The sequence below is a fragment of the Bacillus cytotoxicus NVH 391-98 genome (genome assembly GCF_000017425.1).
GTDB classification, from domain to species: Bacteria; Bacillota; Bacilli; order Bacillales; family Bacillaceae_G; genus Bacillus_A; species Bacillus_A cytotoxicus.
In genome coordinates this window covers 32,501-53,883 of the sequence record NC_009674.1, presented here as the reverse complement: position 1 = coordinate 53,883, position 21,383 = coordinate 32,501, and the positions used below count along the sequence as shown (strand labels likewise).

Genomic DNA, 21,383 nt, shown 5'->3' with positions numbered 1-21,383 from the left:
CTCATTCTATCCAATTAATTGAATAATACACTTACAGATTCTTCTTCGTACACACGAATGATTGCTTCTCCAATTAATGGAGCAACAGAAAGTTCGTGTACTTTGTCAATTTTCTTCTCTTCTGGTAATACGATAGAGTTCGTTACTACCAACTCTTTAATATTTGAATTTTCAATGCGCTCAATTGCTGGACCAGATAAAACTGGGTGTGTACAGCAAGCATATACTTCAGAAGCACCATTCTCAACAAGAGCGTTTGCTGCTAATGTAATTGTACCAGCTGTATCAATAATGTCATCAATTAAGATTGCTGTTTTTCCTTCGATATTACCGATAATGTTCATTACCTCAGCTACGTTCGGACGAGGACGACGCTTATCAATAATAGCGATTGGCGCTTTTAAGCGATCAGCCATTTTTCTTGCACGTGTTACACCACCATGGTCAGGAGACACAATTACGATATCTTTAAGACCTTTGGACTCAAAGTAATCAGAAAGAATTGGTACACCCATTAAGTGGTCAATTGGGATATCAAAGAATCCTTGAATTTGTGGAGCGTGTAAATCTAGAGTAATTACACGAGTTGCACCTGCTGTTTCAAGCAAGTTTGCTACAAGTTTCGATGTAATCGGTTCACGAGAACGTGCTTTACGATCCTGACGTGCATAACCATAGTAAGGAATTACAATATTAATTGTTTTTGCAGAGGCACGTTTTAATGCATCAATCATAATAAGTAGTTCCATGATATGTTCGTTTACTGGAAAACTTGTAGATTGAATAATGAATACATCACAACCACGAATACTTTCTTCAATGTTAATTTGAACTTCTCCATCGCTAAAACGGTCAACAGAACATTTCCCTAACTCAACTCCAATATGCTTTGCAATTTGCTCAGCAAGTTCCTTGTTAGAGTTTAAAGAGAATACTTTCAAATTAGAATTTAGATATTGAGTTGACATCTAGATTAACCCTCCACATTATGATTTTTTCTTATTCAGCAATTGATCAACATAATCTTCTTTGTTAACTTGACGCGCACGTGCAATTGATAATGCTTTTGATGGAACATTCTCTGTAATTGTAGAGCCTGCTGCCACATACGCACCATCTTCAACTGTTACAGGAGCAACAAGGTTTGAGTTACAACCAATAAATACGCCATCTCCAATAACTGTTTTGAATTTATTCTTGCCATCATAATTCACTGTAATTGAACCACAACCAAGATTCACGTTTTCTCCAATTTGTGCATCCCCGATATAACTTAAGTGTGAAGCTTTACTTCCATTACCAAAAACAGTTTTCTTGATTTCTACGAAATTTCCAACGCGTACTTCATTACCAATAACGGAATCTGGACGAATATGTGCAAATGGACCAACTGATACTTCTGTACCAATCTTGCTGTCATGCACAGTAGATTGACGAATTGTTGTACCGTCTCCAATTTCACTATCACGAATAACCGTATGTGGTCCAATTTCACAATCAGACCCAATTACAGTCTTGCCCTCAATAATTGTGCCTGGATGAATAACTGTATCACTACCAATAATTGCATCTGCAGAAATATATGTGTTACTTGGATCTATAATTGTAACACCATTTACCATGTTCTTATGATTGATACGATTCTTCATAATGACTTCCGCTTGCGATAGAGCGACTCTGTCGTTTACACCTAACGTTTCATCAAAATGCTCCGTTTGATAAGCCGATACAATATGCCCTTCACCTTTCAAAATTTCAATAACATCTGGAAGGTAGTATTCACCTTGTGCATTATCATTTGAAACTTTAGAAAGTGACGCAAATAGCGCTTTATTATCAAAACAATACGTACCTGTATTAATCTCTTTAATAGTTAGCTCTACTTCATTTGCATCTTTGTGCTCAACAATTTTTTCAACATGACCATTTTCATTACGAACAATACGACCATATCCAGCAGGCTCTTCTATGTATGCCGTTAGCACTGTAGCTTTAGCTCCTGCTTCCTCATGATGTTTTAACAATGCTTCCATTGTTTCTGCAGTTATAAGCGGCGTATCACCACAAATAACCAAAGTTGTTCCTTCTTCATTTGCAAGGATATCAGCAGCCCGATCGACAGCGTGTGCTGTACCAAGTTGTTCTGCTTGTAATGCAAATTCACTTACGTTTCCTAGTTGTTCTTGTACTTTTTCAGCACCATGTCCCACTACCGTCACAAGTTTCTGCAATCCTAATTGAGATACTTGATCCACTACATGCTGTACCATTGGTTTTCCGCATACAGGATGAAGCACTTTGTATAGCTTGGACTTCATACGCGTGCCCTTACCTGCAGCCAGAATCACTGCAAATCTGTTTGACATATAGACCCTCCATCGCAACCTATTTATCCATTAAAGATATTATCCTAAATCATTATATATTTCAAGAAACACAGCATAACTATTAAATTTTACCATAATTCTTATAAAATGGTTTACTCTTGCGTATCTTTTTTTAGAAATAAGCCATACTATTTTAATGGAGTCGAACTTTCTCCATCTTCTTTTCAGTTTGAGGAGGTAACCATCTCGGTTAAAATGGTAAAAAAAAACAAACCCCTGTAAACAATTACAGGAGTTTGTTACAAAATTATAGAGCTCTCATTTTATGAAAAGAGCCCTTTTTATTCGAATTTTACGAAGCTCCAGCTTCTTCAAACTCAACCTCTTCCAACTCGCCTAAACGGTGATACTCAGTTAAAACCGCATCTTGAATTTTTGAGCGTGTGTTAGAATTAATTGGATGAGCAATATCACGAAACTCTCCATCTGGAGTACGTTTACTTGGCATTGCTACAAATAATCCATTATTGCCATCAATTACACGAATATCATGAACAACAAACTCATGGTCTAGAGTAATAGAGGCAATCGCCCTCATACGGCCTTCTGTGTTTACGCGGCGTAATCTTACGTCAGTCACTTCCATCTTGTGTTCACCACCCTTTTCTAAATAAGCGATATGTTTGTATAAATTCCACAAATTTTCTATTTCTCCTCCAATTTTTTAAAAATTTTTAAGATAAAAATTTTTAAAAGAATGGAATATGAGGATTAACAATAGATATCGCTTACAACGATTTATTTCACAAGGGCAATTACTTCTATCTCGACAGAAACATCTTTCGGTAATTTCGCAACTTGTACACAAGAACGAGCTGGTTTATGCGTAGAAAAATAAGATGCATATACTTCATTCACATCATTAAAATCATCCATGTCTTTCAAAAATACAGTTGTTTTTACTACCGTATCCCATGATGCCCCAGCTTCTTCTAATACAGCTTGTAAATTTTGAAATACTTGTTCAGTTTGTACTTTTACATCTCCTGTTACAAGTTCCCCATTTGCCGTTAAGGGAATTTGACCTGAACTGTAAAACATATTGTTCACAACAATTCCTTGTGAATATGGTCCAATGGCTTGTGGCGCCTTATTTGTTTGAACAATTTTCATCACTTTTCACCCTTTAACTTTTTATTGTTATACAAATACCCTACCTACACAAATTCATGAGTCTATAAACAGAACGAAACTTGCTAGTAGGCGATAGAGCTTTAGTTATTACAGAAAGTCCTATCGTCTACTAGCATCTTTAACTATAAAAAAGATAAAGCCCTTTGCCTTACCTTTTTTATTCTGCTCCTACAAGTTCCTCATCAAATGGGACAAGTGAATAGTTTCCCTTCTCCACTTGAATTGTTTTTTCTTTAATATCTACTTCTGACAAACGAATCAATGAGACAAAATTATTAATGAGTCTTTCTTCGATGTCTGTAGATTCTACTAACACACCAATTCCGACTACATTCGCCTTAAACTCTTCTAACATGCTAATCATACCTTGAATCGTTCCGCCAGCTTTCATAAAGTCATCAATAATTAACACATTAGCTCCTTCTGGTAAGCTGCGTTTTGCTAATGTCATTGTTTGAATTCGCTTAGATGAACCTGATACGTAATTAATACTAACTGTCGGTCCTTCTGTTACCTTATTATCTTTCCTTGCAATGACTACCGGTACATCTAAATAGTTTGCTACTGCGTAAGCAAGTGGAATTCCCTTCGTTGCTACAGTCATAACTGCGTCGATAGGTTGTCTTGCAAAAACAGAAGCAAATAAACGCCCTGCGCCATTAATATGACGCGGATTACTCAAAAGATCAGTCATATATAAGTATCCACCTGGTAAAATACGATCTGGATTCTCAAATAAACTACATAGTTCACTAATAACCAGATTCGCCTCTTCTTCACTTATATATGGAATATATTTCACTCCTCCTGCTGCTCCTGGTATCGTTTGCAATGTGCCGACCCCTTGCTGTTCAAACGTTTGCTTAATAATAACTAAATCTTCACTAATAGAAGATTTAGCGGATTGATACCGTTCAGCAAAAAAAGTGAGAGAAACTAGCTGACGAGGATTTTGTAGCAAATAATAAGTCATATCGACCAATCTTGTACTTCGTCTAATTTTCACACTCTCACCTCAAATCACGAATATTCTAAACAAATAATAACGTATTATACGCCTTTATTCAAGCGTTTCTCGCTCTCCTAATAGGCGTACAGCATATACCTGTTCACAAAACCCTTTTAATCCATTATAGATACGATGCATTCTCGAATCATGATGCACAAGTCCAAACACCGTTGGACCACTGCCGCTCATTAAAACCGCATCTGCCCCAAATCGCTTCATCCGTGTTTTAATACGTGCAACTTCAGGATGCATCGCAAATGTCACATCCTCCAATACGTTGCCAACAGCATTACAAATCCCCTGATAATCACCACGATTAATCGCTTCGGCCATTTGATCGACGTCAGGGTGTGTAACACGATTCAACTTTAAATTTCCATATACGTCAGCAGTCGACACACCGATATGCGGCTTCGCTAAAATAACCCAGCAAGATGGAGGTGTTTTTATATGTTCAATCTTCTCTCCTCTTCCTGTTGCAATTGCCGTTCCTCCATACACACAAAAAGATACATCGGATCCAATCTCTGCGCCAAGTTCCGCTAGTTCATCCATTGTAAGTCCTAAATTCCATATTTTATTAAGGCCACGTAATGTAGCAGCTGCATCGCTGCTTCCACCTGCTAACCCTGCTGCCACCGGAATTGTTTTTTCAATCGCAATAGATACACCTTGTTTTACCTGATATTTTTCTTTTAATAATTTTGCTGCCTGATAAGCCAAGTTACGTTGGTCGTCTGGGACATATCGATTATGAGACACGATTTCAATACGATCTTCCGTTAACTCTGTTAGCTCTAAACGATCGGCTAAATCGATTGTTGTCATAATCATTTTTACTTCATGATAGCCGTCTTGTCTTTTTCCCAGTACATCTAACGACAAATTAATCTTTGCTGGTGCTTTCACTAGTAGCTTCAATCTATTCACCCACTCTATGTACTCAATCTTTTATCGTTTATTTTACCATAAATTTATAGTAAGGCGATGACACTTCCCTAATTATAACGAAAAGCATGTAGAATGAAACTACTTATGCAAAATGATGACACCTTTTGGCGTGCAAAAAGCCGAGGATTTTCACCTCGGCTACCGCAGCATAGGAATATGTTACAACTACTGATTTTGTTTCATTAATTGCTTCTCAGCAATTTCAATAGCCCGTTTCACCATATTACCAGCATCTTTCGCACGAATTCCGCCCCATCCTTCTTTCTGAACAACATCGTAAAATCCAAGCTCTTTTGCCAGCTCTTCTTTAAATCGATTTGACATGACTCCTCTTCGTCTACTCAATGCAAATTACCTCCTTATTTTGCTACGGTATAGTTAGTATGCAAAAACATAAAACGTTTCATTTGTGGGAAAATATGTAACACGTCATATAATTAACCTAAAAACACCTCATTATGAGGGTCATCATAAAATGTTAATTCCACTGTTTCTGTTAAAACATCTGCATAACTATAGGAAACACGCTGTAATGTATCTTCTTGTTGATCGAGCTGCACAACAAACACAGAACGATATGTCTCTGCTAATACACCCGATTGCTCTACCGTTTTTCTTCTACCACTATTCGCCTTTAACATAAGACGCTTTCCAAGATGATGATCTAATTCGTTTTTAATTTCATCTAAACGTTTTGCCATATGCTTAGCTACACCTCGCTGTAATTTAGAGTGAATACTTAAGAACACATGATCCCTCTATCCTAATGATACAGTGCAACTTTAATGAGTGGGGGCTTTCTTCATCCCCACTCATTATAAGCTCTCACCAATCGGGCTGTTACAGGCAGTAAGGATCCCACCTATCTTCCTTGCTTCTCTCTGGATCCTGAGGTAGGATTGCCCATTCATGCTGGATAAATTACACGAACAAGCCCTACTATTAGCTGCGCTTACTGCCTTTGAATAGATAGAAGAAGTACTATATTGTAAAAGTATTATTTATAGTTTGTTCGTTCCTATCTTCTTTTATCCAAACACCCATAAAACATTAAGTATAGATATATAATTATAGGCATTATATTCCACCTACTAAAAAAGCAAGATACCTATGTACCTTGCTTACTCATCATAATATTGAAATGGTAGCCCTGTTCGTAAAATACCTCGCGTTTCAACGCCACCAAGACCTTTTTCACCAGTAATTGTATTACGCACAACATCCCATACGTTTACACGTTCCATAAAAGAAGTAAAACTAACTTTTCCTACTACATATACAGGATCCAAAGCATGAATATTAATACGGGAAGGAGAACTAGCAAAATTAGCACCTGCTCGAATTAAAGCTTCAAAGTGTGATTGACACGCTCCCGCAAAAATAACAAGCTGATCTAATGATGGATATTTTTTTCTTACTTCACGAACTGCCTGTACAAAGTGTCTAGAATGCCTGTAGGCTGCTAAATCTCCCATTACCCCTTTTGACTTTGTATACGCATCATGACCTGTTATGACTAAAATATCTGGTCGAAAATGATTGATTAAATCCACTACCTTTTCATGCATTTCTGTTTCCTTACAATGAATTCCTTGCACTGGAACTCCTATCTTTGTATATAAATCTAAACATTTCCGTAAATATAATGGATCCCCATCTATATGCAGTACCCTTCCCGGCATTTGAAAGTAACTCACCTCATTCGTATAGCCACCTGTGGAAGTATGTTCATGCCGCTCTTTCATGAGTACATAATCTTGTTGAAATAGACGATATGTGCGCTCCATCTTCTCCTTTTCGCGCTTTTCTCTTTTTTTATACTCACGCTGATTAATAATAATTAAATCCTCAAGTGGAGCGTCCGCAACAAGCCTAACTTCTTCTCCAAATAAAATTGCCATTTCTCCTTTTATCTCTATAATACGAAAAAGTATATCCCGATTATACGATTGTCGTTCTACTAAATCTCCAACATGTACAGCCATTCTCCTACCTCCAAACTCATTAGGCCATCTCACTAACCATCTTCTGTTCATAACCTATGAGCTTAGGAGAGGAAAGGTGACAAAAAGGACAGCTCTATTTAAGCTGTCCTTTATTATTTATTTAAATTTTTATCCGCTATTTTATAGTAGCTGGTTAGTGCGAGCTCCTAGTCAGCGAAGGATAACGCTCCACACTGATTCATACTTTACTTCATCTTATGAGGAACGAGCGCATTACTTAACATTGCAAATTCTTCAATGGATAACGTTTCACCTCGACGTTTCGGATCAATTCCTATCTCTGTTAAAATTCGCTCTAACAATTCTTTATCTTTCGGAAAATCATTTAAGTTATTTGATAAATTATTCATTAATGTTTTACGGCGTTGTGCAAAGCTTGCTCGTACTACCTCAAAGAAAAACTTTTCGTCTATTACTTCTACAATTGGCTTCGGACGTTTTAAAAGACGAATAACGGATGAATCCACATTTGGTTGTGGAACAAATACCGTACGCGGAACTGTCATAACTGTCTCTACTTCTGTATAATATTGAATTGCAATGGATAAAGAACCATAATCTTTTGTTCCCGGCTTAGCAGCCAAACGATCTCCTACCTCTTTTTGCATCATCACTACAAACCCACGAACAGGGAGCTTTTCTTCAAGCAATTTGAACAAAATTGGCGTTGTCACGTAATATGGTAAATTAGCTACCACCATTACGTCTTGTCCTTCTTCGAATTGTTCTTGAAATACTTCGTGCACATTTGCTTTTAAAACATCTTTATTAATAATCGTCACATTATCATATGGGGCTAACGTCTCATCTAAAATGGGTAATAGTCTTTGATCAATTTCAAAAGCTACTACTTTTTTGGCACGTTTCGCTAATTGCTCTGTTAAAGCTCCAATACCAGGACCAATTTCAATAGCTCCGCCTTTAGGGCCGATCTCTGCATAATCAACAATGCGATTTAATACATTTGTATCAATTAGGAAATTTTGTCCCAAACTTTTTTTAAATGAAAATCCGTACTTTTCAACAATATCTTTTGTACGATTTGGCGTTGCGATATCCTTCATTTCTTTTCCTCCTGTAATACTTGCTTATAAGCTGTTGCAAATGCCTCCTTAGAAACTTGAAACATTTGTAACCGTTTATGTAACTGCTTCGCATTTGTATAACCAATCTTTAATAGCTTACCCATTCTTTCCCGACGACTTTTTGCCATCTCTCCGCCCACTAGGCCAGCATCAACTAGATCGCTCCAACTAATTTCACTTGTGTAATCTTCCATTTCTTCATGAACATTTTCTAATGCACGGCGAATAGATTCATTAGAAGCATGCTCAATACCGACACCTTTTTTTCTCTTAGCCAGTGCTTCCTCCTTTGGTAAAAAAGCATGCTTACAGCCCGGTACTTTTTCAGATAAGATTTTTCGAATACGCTCTCCAGGATAATCTGGATCAGTAAAAATAATAACGCCCCGTTTTTGTTGCGCTAATTTCACTTGTTCAATAACATGACTACCAATTGCTGAACCGTTCGTTTCAATTGTATCTGCATCTACAGCGCGTTTAATGGCAACTGTATCATCTTTACCTTCTACAACGATAATCTCTTTTATTTTCATGACTGCCTCCACACTCATTTCGTCTCTACTTAGTAAAACAAAAAAACGGATACTTTTCCATTATTATTTTCACATTCACACAATTAAAAAAAGGAAAAGAATGGGTAATCTGTACCCTTTGTAAAGGACATTTTAGGGCACCCCCATTCTTTTTTTATTTCACACCAAACAAAGCCTTTGCATTCTCCGTTGTTATTTTTGCAACTTCATCATATGAAATACCTTTTAGATTTGCAATTTCTTCTGCTACAAGCTTAACATAGCTTGGTTCATTTCGCTTTCCACGGAACGGATGTGGTGTTAAATATGGACAATCTGTTTCTATTAATAATTTTTCCATTGGAATTTCCGTAGCTACTTCCTTCGGTTTTTTTGCATTTTTGAATGTTACTGGCCCTCCTAATGAAATGAGGAAATTCATATCAATGCATTGCTTTGCTACTTCTACACTTCCACTAAAACAATGCATAATGCCTCCTACTTCAGCTGCATTCTCCTCTTGTAAAATATCGACAATGTCTTGTGTCGCTTCACGATTATGAATAATAATTGGTAATTTTACTTTCTTAGCTAATTGAATCTGTTTGCGGAATACTTCTTTTTGCACTTCTTTCGGAGACTTGTCCCAATGATAATCTAGCCCCATTTCACCAAGGGCAACTACTTTCGGATGAGCAGCTAACTCTTCTAACCAAACGATATGCTCTTCCTTCATATCAATTGCATCAACAGGATGCCAACCAACTGCTGCATAAATAAAGTCATATGTTTCTGCAAGTTCAATTGCCTTCTTTATCGTTACTTCATCAAAACCAACAACAACTGTATACGCTACCCCAGTCTCTTTCATCCTAGCAATAACTTCCTGTAAGTCTTCCTCAAATTGCTCTGCGTTTAAATGTGAATGCGTATCAAACAACATGTCAAATAACTCCTTTTATTTAAAATAAATGCTACTAAAAAACACTTTCTAACGATAGAATGCCGGTAATATTACAATATAAGTCAAAAGTGAAATCCTTAGTAAGAAAAAAGATGCTTCACGAATGTTACACGTGAAACACCTCTTTTTTTGTCATAATTACTTGATTTTTGTACCATTTGGTAAGTTTTGATCAACTGTTGCTAACGATAGGACACCGTCTTCTTCACCCGCTAAAATCATACCTTGTGATAATTCACCACGTAATTTCACTGGTTTTAAATTCGTTACACAAATAACTTTTTTACCTTTTAAGTCTTCTGGTGTATAGAATTTCGCAATTCCAGATACAACTTGACGTTTTTCTGTCCCTAAATCCAATTGGATTTTTAGTAATTTATCTGCTTTTTTCACCGGTTCTGCTTCGATTACTTCTGCCACACGCAATTCTACTTTAAAGAAATCATCAATCGTAATTTCTTCTGCTTTCGGTTCTTCTTTCTTCTCTTCAACTTTAGGAGCAGAACCCTTCATTTGTTCTTTAATATAAGCAACTTCTACTTCTACTTCTAAACGTGGGAAAATTGGTTGTCCTTTTACAACTTTTGTACCAGTTGGGATACATCCAATTGTAGAAAGGCTCTCCCAAGATTGATATGCCTCATCAGTAATACCAAGTTGTTCAAAGATTTTACCTGATGTTGTTGTTAAGAATGGCATAAGCATGATACTTGTTTGACGTAACATTTCTGCTAAATGTGCCATAACAGATGCCAGTTTCTCTCGATCTTTCTCATCTTTTGCTAATACCCATGGCTGTGTTTCATCGATATATTTATTCGTACGACTAATGAATTGCCAAATAGAACTTAATGCTACCGAGAATTCCATATTTTCCATTGCTTCTTCTACTTTTTGTAATGTATCGGTTGCAAAATTTACTAACGCTTCGTCAAATTCTGTGACCTTTTCTTTAAATGCAGGGATTTGACCGTCAAAGTACTTATCGATCATTGCAACTGTACGATTTAATAAGTTCCCTAAGTCATTTGCAAGGTCAAAGTTAATCCGTTCAACAAAACCTTCCGGTGTAAATACACCATCTGATCCAAATGGAACTTCGCGAAGTAAGTAATAACGTAATGCATCTAATCCATAACGATCAATTAATGTAACAGGATCAACGACATTCCCTTTCGATTTGCTCATTTTTCCATCTTTCATTAAAATCCAGCCATGAGCAAATACTTTCTTCGGAAGTGGTAAATCTAGTGCCATTAAAATAATTGGCCAATAAATTGTGTGGAAACGAACAATTTCTTTTCCTACTAAATGAACATCTGCTGGCCAAAACTTTTTATACTTCTCTGCATTTTCTGTTCCATATCCTAATGCTGTAATATAATTTGATAATGCATCTACCCATACGTAAATAACATGTTTGGGATTTCCTGGGACACGAATTCCCCAGTCAAATGAAGTACGTGAAACAGCTAAATCTTCTAATCCTGGTTTAATGAAGTTATTAATCATTTCATTTTTACGTGATTCTGGCTGAATGAAATGAGGATTCTCTTCATAGAACTTTAATAGTCGATCTACATATTTACCCATTCTAAAGAAATAGGATGCTTCACGAACAAGTTCTACAGCATGTCCACTATCAGGGCTTTTTCCACCAACTACTTTACCATTTTCCATAATTGGATCAACTAATTGATGTTCCGTATAGAATGTTTCATCCTGTACAGAGTACCATCCTTCGTATTCATCTAAGTAAATATCACCTTGATCAACTAATTGTTTGAAAATCTTTTCTACTACTTCTTTATGACGATCTTCTGTTGTGCGAATAAAATCATCATAAGAAATATCCATTTTATTCCATAAATCTTTAATTCCCGCAACAATGTCATCAACATAAGCTTGTGGTGTTACTTGTAACTCTTCTGCTTTCTTTTGAATCTTTTGTCCATGTTCATCAGTACCTGTTAAGTAATGAACATCATACCCTTGCATGCGTTTGTAGCGTGCCATTGCATCTCCTGCTACTGTTGTATAAGCATGTCCAATATGGAGCTTTCCGCTTGGGTAATAAATTGGAGTAGTAATATAAAAGGATTTTTTTTCCTCTGTCATTATTTTGAACCTCCCAAATGACCTCATATGTATTTATAAACAGTATATCAAAAACTGACGCATAAAAACGAATTAATGCTCGATATCTTTATCATCTATTACTCATATTTCACGAAAATATACAAAAAGGAGAAGAAATATCATCATTATGGAACTTCCCCTATCTTCTATTCGCTTAGAGGCGAGAGTTTTTCAGCTAAGATGATAAAATACTTGCGCAAATATTGTCGATTCTATTATAAATAAGAAGTATAAAAAATCTAGAATTTAAGAATTGACGGAAATGTAAATGATTGGTATCATATGTTCATAGGGTATTTTGTCGAAAAATGACGAATTAAAATATAGACTCGAAAAATTACAAACTATGAGGAGGATAACGAATATGAAATCTACTGGTATTGTTCGTAAAGTTGATGAATTAGGCCGCGTGGTAATTCCGATCGAACTACGTCGTACATTAGGTATTGCAGAAAAGGATGCTCTTGAAATTTACGTGGATGACGAAAAAATCATCCTAAAAAAATACAAACCAAACATGACTTGCCAAGTAACTGGTGAAGTATCAGATCATAACTTATCTTTAGCTGACGGTAAAATTATCTTAAGCAAAGAAGGCGCTGAGCAAATCTTAAACGAATTACAACACTACATTCAATCAGCAAAATAAGCTTCTCAATTATGAGAAGCTTATTTTTTATCAATATGATAGATTTGATAGACATCTCGTTTCGATAGGTTTCGATCTTTTGCAACTTGTTTTATTGCATCCTTTGAGGACATGCCTTGCTCGTTTATATACTGTTCAATATGATCATATACTGAAATAGTTTCCCACCATTCCACCTCAGAAACAGCTTCCTCTTTTGATCCAGATACTAATATACAAAATTCGCCACGTACTTCATTCTTCCTTGTCCATTCGATCGCCTCTTCAATTGATCCTCGAATAAACTCTTCAAATTTCTTTGTTAATTCTCGGCATAATACAATTTCCCTATTACCGAATACTTCTTTCATAGAAAGTAACGTATCGTCTAATCGATGCGGTGCTTCATAGAACATCATCGTAGTTGAAACATACCGTAGTTTCTCTAATTCTGCTTTACGTTCTTTTTTATTTCTTTGTAAAAATCCATAGAAATAAAAATGTTTCGTTTCTAACCCTGATGCAATGAGTGCTGTAAGAGCAGCATTTGCTCCCGGAAGTGGAATAACGTGATATTGTTTTCCCACAGCCTCTACTACAACATCATATCCTGGATCAGAAATACAAGGCATACCAGCATCGCTTACAAGAGCTATTGTCTTTCCCTCTTCTAGCTTAGCTAAAATCTTTTGACCACTTACTCCTTTATTATGTTCATGATAGCTCATAACTGGCGTTTCAATTTCAAAATAGTTACAAAGCTTTTTCGTCTGCCTTGTATCTTCAGCAGCAATAATATCAGCCTCTTTCAATATTCGAACCGCTCGAAATGTCATATCTTCTAAATTGCCAATTGGAGTTGGTACTAAGTATAAAACTCCCTCTTCAGTCTGTTGAAAGCTTTTTTGCTGCCACATAACGTTCTCCTTTTTGCATATATTCTTCTTTGTCTTTCCTCTTTAACTGCTTAAAATAATATTCAGCTTGCATAGCTGTTCGTTTTTCTTCATGAACTTCGAGATATTTCAATACAACTGGAAGCCTAGCACGCGTATATTTAGCTCCCTTTCCATTGTTATGAGTCTGAATTCGCTTTTCTATATGATTTGTATAACCTGCATAATAGCTACCGTCTGAACATTCCACTACATAAAAATAATGTTTATTCTTCTCCATACAAAATGCTGCGCATCTCCTTCGTATATTCATTGTTCTCATCATATACAAAAAGCGGTGGTAAAATCTTCAGATCAGCGCTACCATCCTTAATTCCTTCAATTAATAATGTATTTGCTTCCTTACCTGCTTTTGGATATACAAATTGTACACGTTTTGGCTCAATTTTATATTTCCTCATTAACGTTACAATATCGAGCAATCGACCTGGTCGATGTACAAAAGCTACTTTTCCGCCTTGTTTCACCAATTGACTACTAGCACGTACCACATCTTCTAATGTACACATAATTTCATGCCGTGCGATTGCTAAATGTTCATTTATATTTTTCTCCGATGATTTTGGTGTTTGAAAATAAGGAGGATTGCACGTAACAAAATCATATTGATGATGCCCTAATGTTTGCGGCATATCCTTTAAATCCCCATGAATTAAATGAATTCTTTCTTCTAAACGATTGTATTGAACACTTCTTATTCCCATATCATATAATCGCTCTTGAATTTCTACACCAGTGATTTTCCCTTTTGTTCTTTTACTTAATAACAGTGGAATGACTGCATTCCCCGTACATAAATCAAGCAAATTTCCTCTTTGAATCGGAACCCAAACGAAATTTGCAAGTAACACTGCATCTAAAGAAAAATTAAATACAGACGGACTTTGAATAATTTTCATCTCTTCAGTTAGTAAGTAATCTAAACGCTCATCTCCATATAACTCCATATATGATATCCTTTCTTTCAATTAACCTATCCTACTTCATTATCCATTAACGTAAAATTAAAGTTTATTTTGTCCAATCTTACGCTCATGTATAAAAAATTACCTTTCCAATACATTGGAAAGGTAATTTTATTTTTTATTTAAAAATGACAGACAGAATAAACAATCTCCCTCTTTACGTACACTTCCATAATGTAAATTACAAATGTGAAACCCCTCTTGATACAAGCGAGCTAAATTATCATATCCTTCGCCAATATCTGTTTTAGGTTTTACTTCTTTACGTTTTTGAGTTTTTTGCTTTTCCTTAGTCTGCGCTTCCTCAAAACGACGTCGCAAATTCTCATTTTCCATTTTAATATGTTGGTTTTCTTCCAATAACTCGGCAAGATGTTGTTTTAATTCTCCCAACTGCTTATATAAATGTCCAATTTGCTCTTCCATACTAGAAACCGCTCCAAAAATATCTTTTTTCTCCACAAGCACCCACCTCGTTAATCTGTGGTTTGACTCGAAACGACCCCTTCATTTATTAATTCATCTAACGTATATTCAACTATCCGTTCCTTGTCTACTAGTTCCACCTGTATTAATCTTTCTAAAATATTTAATCCGATGACACGTCCAAGACCATTTGGTGTTTGTATGCGCTGATCTAAATCAGGAAGTTGCTCCTTTGCCGCCTCATATTCATCATTCTCATATTTTAAGCAACACATTAAACGACCGCATAAACCTGAAATTTTCGTAGGATTTAATGATAAATTTTGATCCTTAGCCATCTTAATAGATACAGGTTCAAAATCTCCTAAAAAAGTAGAACAACAAAGCATACGACCACATGGCCCAATACCGCCTAGCATTTTAGCTTCATCTCGAACACCAATTTGTCTTAATTCAATTCTTGTTCGGAAGATTGCTGCTAAGTCTTTTACAAGCTCACGGAAATCAATTCGCCCATCCGCTGTAAAATAGAAAATAATCTTATTGCGATCAAACGTATACTCTACGTCTACCAATTTCATATCAAGGTTGTGGTCCGCCACCTTTTGTTGACAAACTTGATATGCTTCTTTTGCAGCATGCTTGTTCTCTTCAACAATGGTCCGATCATTTTCATTTGCAATGCGAATAACTTTCTTTAGTGGTAATACAACATCATTTTCATCTACTTGTTTTTTTGTAATAACCACTTTCCCATATTCAATCCCTCTTACAGTTTCTACGATTACAAACTCATTTTCCGAAATATCGAATTGATTGGGATCAAAGTAATATACCTTTCCGGCCTTCTTAAAGCGAACACCTACTACATCATACAAAACGGTCATCCCTCCTGTAACCGCAACACTAACTGCTCGAACACAAGCTGCGCATTTACATTAGCGTTGATTCTATTTTTTGCCTCTAATATATATAAAAGGGCTGATACAATGCGCTTCTGAGCATAAGAGAAAGTTGCAAACATCTCCTTCTGCTCTTGAAAAACGAGACGATCTTCCTCTCCTAGCTGAACATATAATAAATCCTTATAAATAAGGAGTAGCATATCTAAACCTAGTTGTAATTGTTCCTTCTCTCCAAAGTGTTTCCCCCATTTTTCTTGTACAAAAAAAAGAGAGGTTTTATCTTTTTCGAGCGCTTCACATAATTTTATCACTAAAGTTCGTGCTTGTGCAAACCATTCATCATTGCACAGAGATAATGCTTCTTCAAAACTATTCGTAATTTGAGCTGCAAGAGTAGATAAGGAAACCGTTATTCCTTCATCCTGTAATCTCTTAATTAAAGATGCTGTAGGAAGTGACCGAAAAGTCACTACTTGGCAGCGAGATAAGATTGTATTTAATATTTGATGACTTTGTTCCGTAAGCAAAATTGCAGTCGTATCACTACTTGGTTCTTCTAAAAACTTTAATAGAGTATTGGCAGCATTGGCTGTCATTCGGTCTGCATGCTCAATAATATATATCTTCTTATTTGCTTCTAAACCTGTTTTTGAAAACTCTTCTTGTAAGTCATGGATTTGTTGTTTTTTAATAGAAAGTCCATCTGGCTTTACAAGATGTAAATTAGGATGATTCCCCGAATCAATCCGACGACAATTGATACATGTATGACATGGTTCTACACCACTTCTTTGCATACAAAGAAAACTTTTTGCCATTTGAATTGCCGTTGCAAACTTTCCAGTTCCTTTCGCGCCTTCTAACAAATAAGCATGGGATATACGCTCTTTTGCAATACTATTGATTAACATCTTTACACCGATGGGTTGTATAGCAGAAAGCTGCTCCCACGTCTTCGTCATAATGCATACCTCACTTATCCTATACTTTCCTTCTATTATAACAATTTACTTTCTATAAGCTGAATAACTTCTTCTACTACATTCTCCATTGGCTGATCTGCATTCACTACTACAATGCGATCTTTGAACCGTTCTACAATTTGTAGATAGCCCTCACGTACAAGACGATGAAATGCAATACTTTCCATATCTAAACGATTCACTTCTCTTGCAGCATCTTTTTCAATACGTGCCAAACCAACTTCTGGCGCAATATCTAAATAAATTGTTAAGCTCGGCATACAGTCTTCTGTAGCAAAGCGATTCATTTCATATACTTTATCAATCCCTAATCCTCTTGCATATCCTTGATAAGCAAGAGAGCTGTCAATAAAACGATCACACAATACAAGCTGATCTGCCTCTAATGCTGGCATAACTTTTTCTACTAAATGTTGCCTCCTTGCTGCTGCATATAATAAAGCCTCTGTACGAGCTTCCATCGTTGTATACTCTTTTTTATGTAAAATCGTTCGAATTTCTTCTGAAATAGCAATTCCACCTGGTTCTCTTGTTGCAATTACTTTCTGTCCCTTATTTTCAAAATATGGTAATAACTTTGTAATTAATGTTGATTTTCCTGACCCTTCTGGTCCTTCAATTGTTACAAATAATCCCTTCATCCTAAAACCTACTTTCTCTCTATAACATATACCTTTATATACGCTGGATTCCCTTGAAAACGAGCTCCAGTTCTTTCTAAATGGGCCATCTCTCTTATATGCTCTAAGCGAATTGTTTCCCCATACATAATCAGTGGTATTCCAGGTGGATATGGAATAACCATCTCTGCTGCTATCATACCAACAGCTTCTTCTATAGGTACTCGTTTCGTCTCATATTCCTCTAAATGTTTATATGTAAACGGTAAAAGAGAAATCCCTCCTTTATAAGTATAACGAATAGAAGGTCTCTTGTCTGTTATCTTATAATGGCTTAGCAGTGATCGCATGGTTTCTATTCCTTTCATGTATTTCTCATTTACTTGTAACGGTAAAATAAACAGTACGTTATACGGATCTGCCATTTCTGCATATATACCAGCCTGTTCAAACAGGGACTGTAATTCATACCCAGACAATTGACAACGACTTTGTACAGTAACCTTGAGTTCATCCTGTAATGGATATTGCAAAATCTTTATTTGCGGAATAGAATGTAATGCCTCTTTAAATTGATTGATGAACTCAATAATGGAATGATAACCCTTTTCTTTCATATTTGCTAATGCAAAACGAGCGATATCCAAAGAAGCCATAATTGGATAGGATGGGCTACTAGATTGTAACATATTTAAATAACGAAAAACTTTCTCTCCATTTATTAAATCACTATTTATATGTAAATAAGACCCCATCGTCATTGCAGGTAATGTTTTATGTGCAGACTGCACTACAATGTCCGCACCATACGCGACCGCTGATTGAGGAAATGGTTCCCCCAAACAAAAATGTGCCCCATGTGCCTCATCTACTAATACAGGTATTTGATGCTGATGCGCATAGGCGATACTTTCTTTTAAATTGACGCCCATACCATAATAATTAGGGTGTGTTAAAATAAGTGCTTTAGCATTTGGATACTGGTCAATAGCCTTTTTTATGGTTTCATTATGGACGCCAACAGGCACATGATATACCTCATCAATCCACGGGTCTAAAAATACTGGATTAGCACCTGCTAACTTTAAAGCATTTATAATGGATTTATGACAATTTCTTTGTACAAGAACAATGTCCTCTTCCCCGCAGCAAGATAAAACCATTGCTAAATTTCCAACTGTAGAGCCATTAACTAAAAAGTAACTTTTCTGCACTTCATATACATCAGCCAGCAATCGTTGTGCCTCGTCTATACATTCAGAGGGACTATGTAAATCATCTAATCCTGTTAATTCAGTTACATCAATAGAAAGTATATCTTTAAAGCTGTCGATCGCTTCTTTAGGGAAATTCAAACCATTTTTATGACCTGGAACATGTAAAGATAACGGTTGTTGTTGTTTAAAGCGTACTAATGCTTCATATAACGGTATTTGATTTTGATTCATATGTACCTCTTCCTAACTTTTCTTTCTCCATCTATTATACTCAAACCAAAAAAAATAATAGGCATATGCCTATTTAAAAATATGATACTTCTATTTTCTTTAATTGTTTCAAATAATATATATATTTTGGATCATTTGTCTCAGTATTCACCATATCCTTTTCACATTCATCACAAATGAAACGATCTTGAACATATATCCCTTCATTTCTTTTATGCTCACATATAATGCAAATTTCATTTAGCGGTTCCATACTTTATCCTCCTTCCAATTCAACTGAATATATTTTACATTTCTATTCCTTAACACTTTTCAGAAAAATATACGCCCTTTTGTTATATATAATATGAAGTGCTTCTAGGCAATGTGTTTGTATTTCATACAATGCTGAAAAACTTCTGCTATGTTTTTCTCAAATTCCTTTTTAAAACAAAAAACACGAATCGATTGATTCGTGTTTAAATTGCTTGGCGACGTCCTACTCTCACAGGGGCAAGGCCCCAACTACCATCGGCGCTAGAGAGCTTAACTTCCGTGTTCGGTATGGGAACGGGTGTGACCTCTCTGCCATCATCACCAAACTATTGAAGGGATATTCCTTCAAAACTAGATAACATTTGCTTCATATTGAATTCAGCTCCAGCGACTCTGAACAAGTCGCTGGAGCTTTTTTATTGGTTAAGTCCTCGATCTATTAGTATTCGTCAGCTCCACGTGTCACCACGCTTCCACCTCGAACCTATCAACCTGATCATCTTTCAGGGATCTTACTAGCTTACGCTATGGGAAATCTCATCTTGAGGGGGGCTTCATGCTTAGATGCTTTCAGCACTTATCCCTTCCGCACATAGCTACCCAGCGATGCCCTTGGCAGAACAACTGGTACACCAGCGGTGCGTCCATCCCGGTCCTCTCGTACTAAGGACAGCTCCTCTCAAATTTCCTACGCCCACGACGGATAGGGACCGAACTGTCTCACGACGTTCTGAACCCAGCTCGCGTACCGCTTTAATGGGCGAACAGCCCAACCCTTGGGACCGACTACAGCCCCAGGATGCGATGAGCCGACATCGAGGTGCCAAACCTCCCCGTCGATGTGGACTCTTGGGGGAGATAAGCCTGTTATCCCCGGGGTAGCTTTTATCCGTTGAGCGATGGCCCTTCCATGCGGAACCACCGGATCACTAAGCCCGACTTTCGTCCCTGCTCGACTTGTAGGTCTCGCAGTCAAGCTCCCTTATGCCTTTGCACTCTACGAATGATTTCCAACCATTCTGAGGGAACCTTTGGGCGCCTCCGTTACACTTTAGGAGGCGACCGCCCCAGTCAAACTGCCCACCTGACACTGTCTCCCGGGTCGATAAGACCCGTAGGTTAGAATTTCAATACAGCCAGGGCGGTATCCCACCAGCGCCTCCACCGAAGCTAGCGCTCCGGCTTCAAAGGCTCCCGCCTATCCTGTACAAGCTGTACCAAAATTCAATATCAGGCTACAGTAAAGCTCCACGGGGTCTTTCCGTCCTGTCGCGGGTAACCTGCATCTTCACAGGTACTATAATTTCACCGAGTCTCTGGTTGAGACAGTGCCCAAATCGTTACACCTTTCGTGCGGGTCGGAACTTACCCGACAAGGAATTTCGCTACCTTAGGACCGTTATAGTTACGGCCGCCGTTTACTGGGGCTTCAGTTCAGAGCTTCGCTTACGCTAACCCCTCTCCTTAACCTTCCAGCACCGGGCAGGTGTCAGCCCCTATACTTCGCCTTACGGCTTCGCAGAGACCTGTGTTTTTGCTAAACAGTCGCTTGGGCCTATTCACTGCGGCTTTCCGTTAAGAAAGCACCCCTTCTCCCGAAGTTACGGGGTCATTTTGCCGAGTTCCTTAACCAGAGTTCTCTCGCTCACCTTAGGATTCTCTCCTCGCCTACCTGTGTCGGTTTGCGGTACAGGCACCTTTTATCTCGCTAGAAGCTTTTCTTGGCAGCGGGGAATCGAAGACTTCGCTCCATAAGGAGCTTCCCCATCACAGCTCAGCCTTCGCGGTAAGCGGATTTGCCTACTTACCAGCCTAACTGCTTGGACGTGCACAACCAATCGCACGCTTCTTCTATCCTTCTGCGTCCCTCCATTGCTCAAACGATAAAGAGGTGGTACAGGAATATCAACCTGTTGTCCATCGCCTACGCCTGTCGGCCTCGGCTTAGGTCCTGACTAACCCTGAGCGGACGAGCCTTTCTCAGGAAACCTTAGGCATTCGGTGGACGGG

23 protein-coding genes and 2 rRNA genes (1 of these 25 cut by a window edge) are annotated in these 21,383 nt (G+C 37.3%); 1 reads left to right on the top strand and 24 read right to left on the bottom strand.

Going from position 1 to position 21,383, the window contains the following annotated elements:
* Positions 1-14: 14 nt before the first annotated feature.
* From BCER98_RS00280 to metG, 13 genes are all read right to left on the bottom strand, one after another.
* On the bottom strand, positions 15-968 hold the full coding sequence (locus BCER98_RS00280; RefSeq protein WP_011983189.1) for a ribose-phosphate diphosphokinase: 954 nt from the start codon (positions 966-968) through the stop codon (positions 15-17).
* Positions 969-986: 18 nt separating this feature from the next.
* On the bottom strand, positions 987-2,366 hold the full coding sequence (gene glmU, locus BCER98_RS00275) for a bifunctional UDP-N-acetylglucosamine diphosphorylase/glucosamine-1-phosphate N-acetyltransferase GlmU (protein WP_011983188.1): 1,380 nt from the start codon (positions 2,364-2,366) through the stop codon (positions 987-989).
* A 313-nt stretch (positions 2,367-2,679) separates the two neighbouring features.
* Positions 2,680-2,973 (bottom strand): septation regulator SpoVG, encoded by a 294-nt coding sequence (gene spoVG, locus BCER98_RS00270; RefSeq protein ID WP_000454042.1) that lies wholly within the window; start codon positions 2,971-2,973, stop codon positions 2,680-2,682.
* A gap of 152 nt (positions 2,974-3,125) precedes the next feature.
* Positions 3,126-3,500: a RidA family protein gene (locus BCER98_RS00265; protein WP_011983187.1), complete on the bottom strand. Its 375-nt coding sequence runs from the start codon at positions 3,498-3,500 to the stop codon at positions 3,126-3,128.
* Positions 3,501-3,678: 178 nt separating this feature from the next.
* Positions 3,679-4,527 carry a pur operon repressor gene (purR, locus tag BCER98_RS00260; protein ID WP_011983186.1) on the bottom strand — a complete coding sequence of 283 codons (849 nt, stop codon included), beginning with the start codon at positions 4,525-4,527 and terminating at the stop codon, positions 3,679-3,681.
* A 54-nt stretch (positions 4,528-4,581) separates the two neighbouring features.
* A complete protein-coding gene (gene ispE, locus BCER98_RS00255; protein ID WP_011983185.1) occupies positions 4,582-5,451 on the bottom strand; it encodes a 4-(cytidine 5'-diphospho)-2-C-methyl-D-erythritol kinase in 870 nt (289 codons plus the stop codon).
* 195 nt (positions 5,452-5,646) lie between these two features.
* Entirely contained in the window at positions 5,647-5,826 is a 180-nt protein-coding gene (gene sspF / locus BCER98_RS00250; protein ID WP_011983184.1) for an acid-soluble spore protein SspF, read from the bottom strand.
* Positions 5,827-5,918: 92 nt separating this feature from the next.
* Entirely contained in the window at positions 5,919-6,182 is a 264-nt protein-coding gene (gene veg, locus BCER98_RS00245; protein ID WP_041810172.1) for a biofilm formation stimulator Veg, read from the bottom strand.
* A 420-nt stretch (positions 6,183-6,602) separates the two neighbouring features.
* Complete coding sequence (gene yabG / locus BCER98_RS00240) at positions 6,603-7,466, bottom strand: sporulation peptidase YabG (RefSeq protein ID WP_011983182.1); 864 nt, start codon at positions 7,464-7,466, stop codon at positions 6,603-6,605.
* Between the two features lie 206 nt (positions 7,467-7,672).
* Positions 7,673-8,551: a 16S rRNA (adenine(1518)-N(6)/adenine(1519)-N(6))-dimethyltransferase RsmA gene (rsmA, locus tag BCER98_RS00235; RefSeq protein ID WP_011983181.1), complete on the bottom strand. Its 879-nt coding sequence runs from the start codon at positions 8,549-8,551 to the stop codon at positions 7,673-7,675.
* On the bottom strand, positions 8,548-9,105 hold the full coding sequence (gene rnmV, locus BCER98_RS00230) for a ribonuclease M5 (RefSeq protein WP_011983180.1): 558 nt from the start codon (positions 9,103-9,105) through the stop codon (positions 8,548-8,550). Before rnmV ends, rsmA begins: the two co-directional genes overlap by 4 nt.
* Before the next feature lie 154 nt (positions 9,106-9,259).
* On the bottom strand, positions 9,260-10,027 hold the full coding sequence (locus BCER98_RS00225) for a TatD family hydrolase (protein ID WP_011983179.1): 768 nt from the start codon (positions 10,025-10,027) through the stop codon (positions 9,260-9,262).
* Between the two features lie 159 nt (positions 10,028-10,186).
* A complete protein-coding gene (gene metG / locus BCER98_RS00220) occupies positions 10,187-12,166 on the bottom strand; it encodes a methionine--tRNA ligase (RefSeq protein ID WP_011983178.1) in 1,980 nt (659 codons plus the stop codon).
* 385 nt (positions 12,167-12,551) lie between these two features.
* Here metG and BCER98_RS00215 point away from each other — a divergent pair, with 385 nt between their 5' ends.
* On the top strand, positions 12,552-12,836 hold the full coding sequence (locus BCER98_RS00215; RefSeq protein ID WP_011983177.1) for an AbrB/MazE/SpoVT family DNA-binding domain-containing protein: 285 nt from the start codon (positions 12,552-12,554) through the stop codon (positions 12,834-12,836).
* A 20-nt stretch (positions 12,837-12,856) separates the two neighbouring features.
* Here the strand turns inward: BCER98_RS00215 and rsmI are convergent, their stop codons facing one another.
* From rsmI to BCER98_RS00160, 11 genes are all read right to left on the bottom strand, one after another.
* Positions 12,857-13,732, bottom strand: coding sequence for a 16S rRNA (cytidine(1402)-2'-O)-methyltransferase (gene rsmI, locus BCER98_RS00210; protein ID WP_011983176.1), 876 nt, complete (start codon positions 13,730-13,732; stop codon positions 12,857-12,859).
* On the bottom strand, positions 13,701-13,991 hold the full coding sequence (locus BCER98_RS00205) for a GIY-YIG nuclease family protein (protein ID WP_011983175.1): 291 nt from the start codon (positions 13,989-13,991) through the stop codon (positions 13,701-13,703). The genes rsmI and BCER98_RS00205 overlap by 32 nt, the downstream gene beginning before the upstream one ends.
* A complete protein-coding gene (locus BCER98_RS00200) occupies positions 13,978-14,718 on the bottom strand; it encodes a tRNA1(Val) (adenine(37)-N6)-methyltransferase (RefSeq protein WP_011983174.1) in 741 nt (246 codons plus the stop codon). The genes BCER98_RS00205 and BCER98_RS00200 overlap by 14 nt, the downstream gene beginning before the upstream one ends.
* A gap of 129 nt (positions 14,719-14,847) precedes the next feature.
* The gene (yabA, locus tag BCER98_RS00195) at positions 14,848-15,198 is read right to left on the bottom strand and encodes a DNA replication initiation control protein YabA (RefSeq protein ID WP_011983173.1); all 351 of its coding nucleotides are present in this window, start codon (positions 15,196-15,198) and stop codon (positions 14,848-14,850) included.
* Positions 15,199-15,212: 14 nt separating this feature from the next.
* Positions 15,213-16,040: a PSP1 domain-containing protein gene (locus BCER98_RS00190; RefSeq protein ID WP_011983172.1), complete on the bottom strand. Its 828-nt coding sequence runs from the start codon at positions 16,038-16,040 to the stop codon at positions 15,213-15,215.
* Between the two features lie 5 nt (positions 16,041-16,045).
* The gene (gene holB / locus BCER98_RS00185; protein ID WP_011983171.1) at positions 16,046-17,029 is read right to left on the bottom strand and encodes a DNA polymerase III subunit delta'; all 984 of its coding nucleotides are present in this window, start codon (positions 17,027-17,029) and stop codon (positions 16,046-16,048) included.
* Between the two features lie 35 nt (positions 17,030-17,064).
* Complete coding sequence (gene tmk, locus BCER98_RS00180) at positions 17,065-17,691, bottom strand: dTMP kinase (RefSeq protein ID WP_011983170.1); 627 nt, start codon at positions 17,689-17,691, stop codon at positions 17,065-17,067.
* A gap of 8 nt (positions 17,692-17,699) precedes the next feature.
* Positions 17,700-19,118, bottom strand: a complete 1,419-nt coding sequence (locus BCER98_RS00175; RefSeq protein WP_011983169.1) for an aminotransferase class I/II-fold pyridoxal phosphate-dependent enzyme — start codon at positions 19,116-19,118, stop codon at positions 17,700-17,702.
* A 73-nt stretch (positions 19,119-19,191) separates the two neighbouring features.
* Positions 19,192-19,371, bottom strand: a complete 180-nt coding sequence (locus BCER98_RS00170) for a sigma factor G inhibitor Gin (RefSeq protein WP_011983168.1) — start codon at positions 19,369-19,371, stop codon at positions 19,192-19,194.
* A gap of 212 nt (positions 19,372-19,583) precedes the next feature.
* Positions 19,584-19,699: ribosomal RNA gene (rrf, locus tag BCER98_RS00165) — 5S ribosomal RNA — on the bottom strand.
* Between the two features lie 93 nt (positions 19,700-19,792).
* A 23S ribosomal RNA gene (locus BCER98_RS00160) occupies positions 19,793-21,383 on the bottom strand; it runs 1,331 nt beyond the window's last position.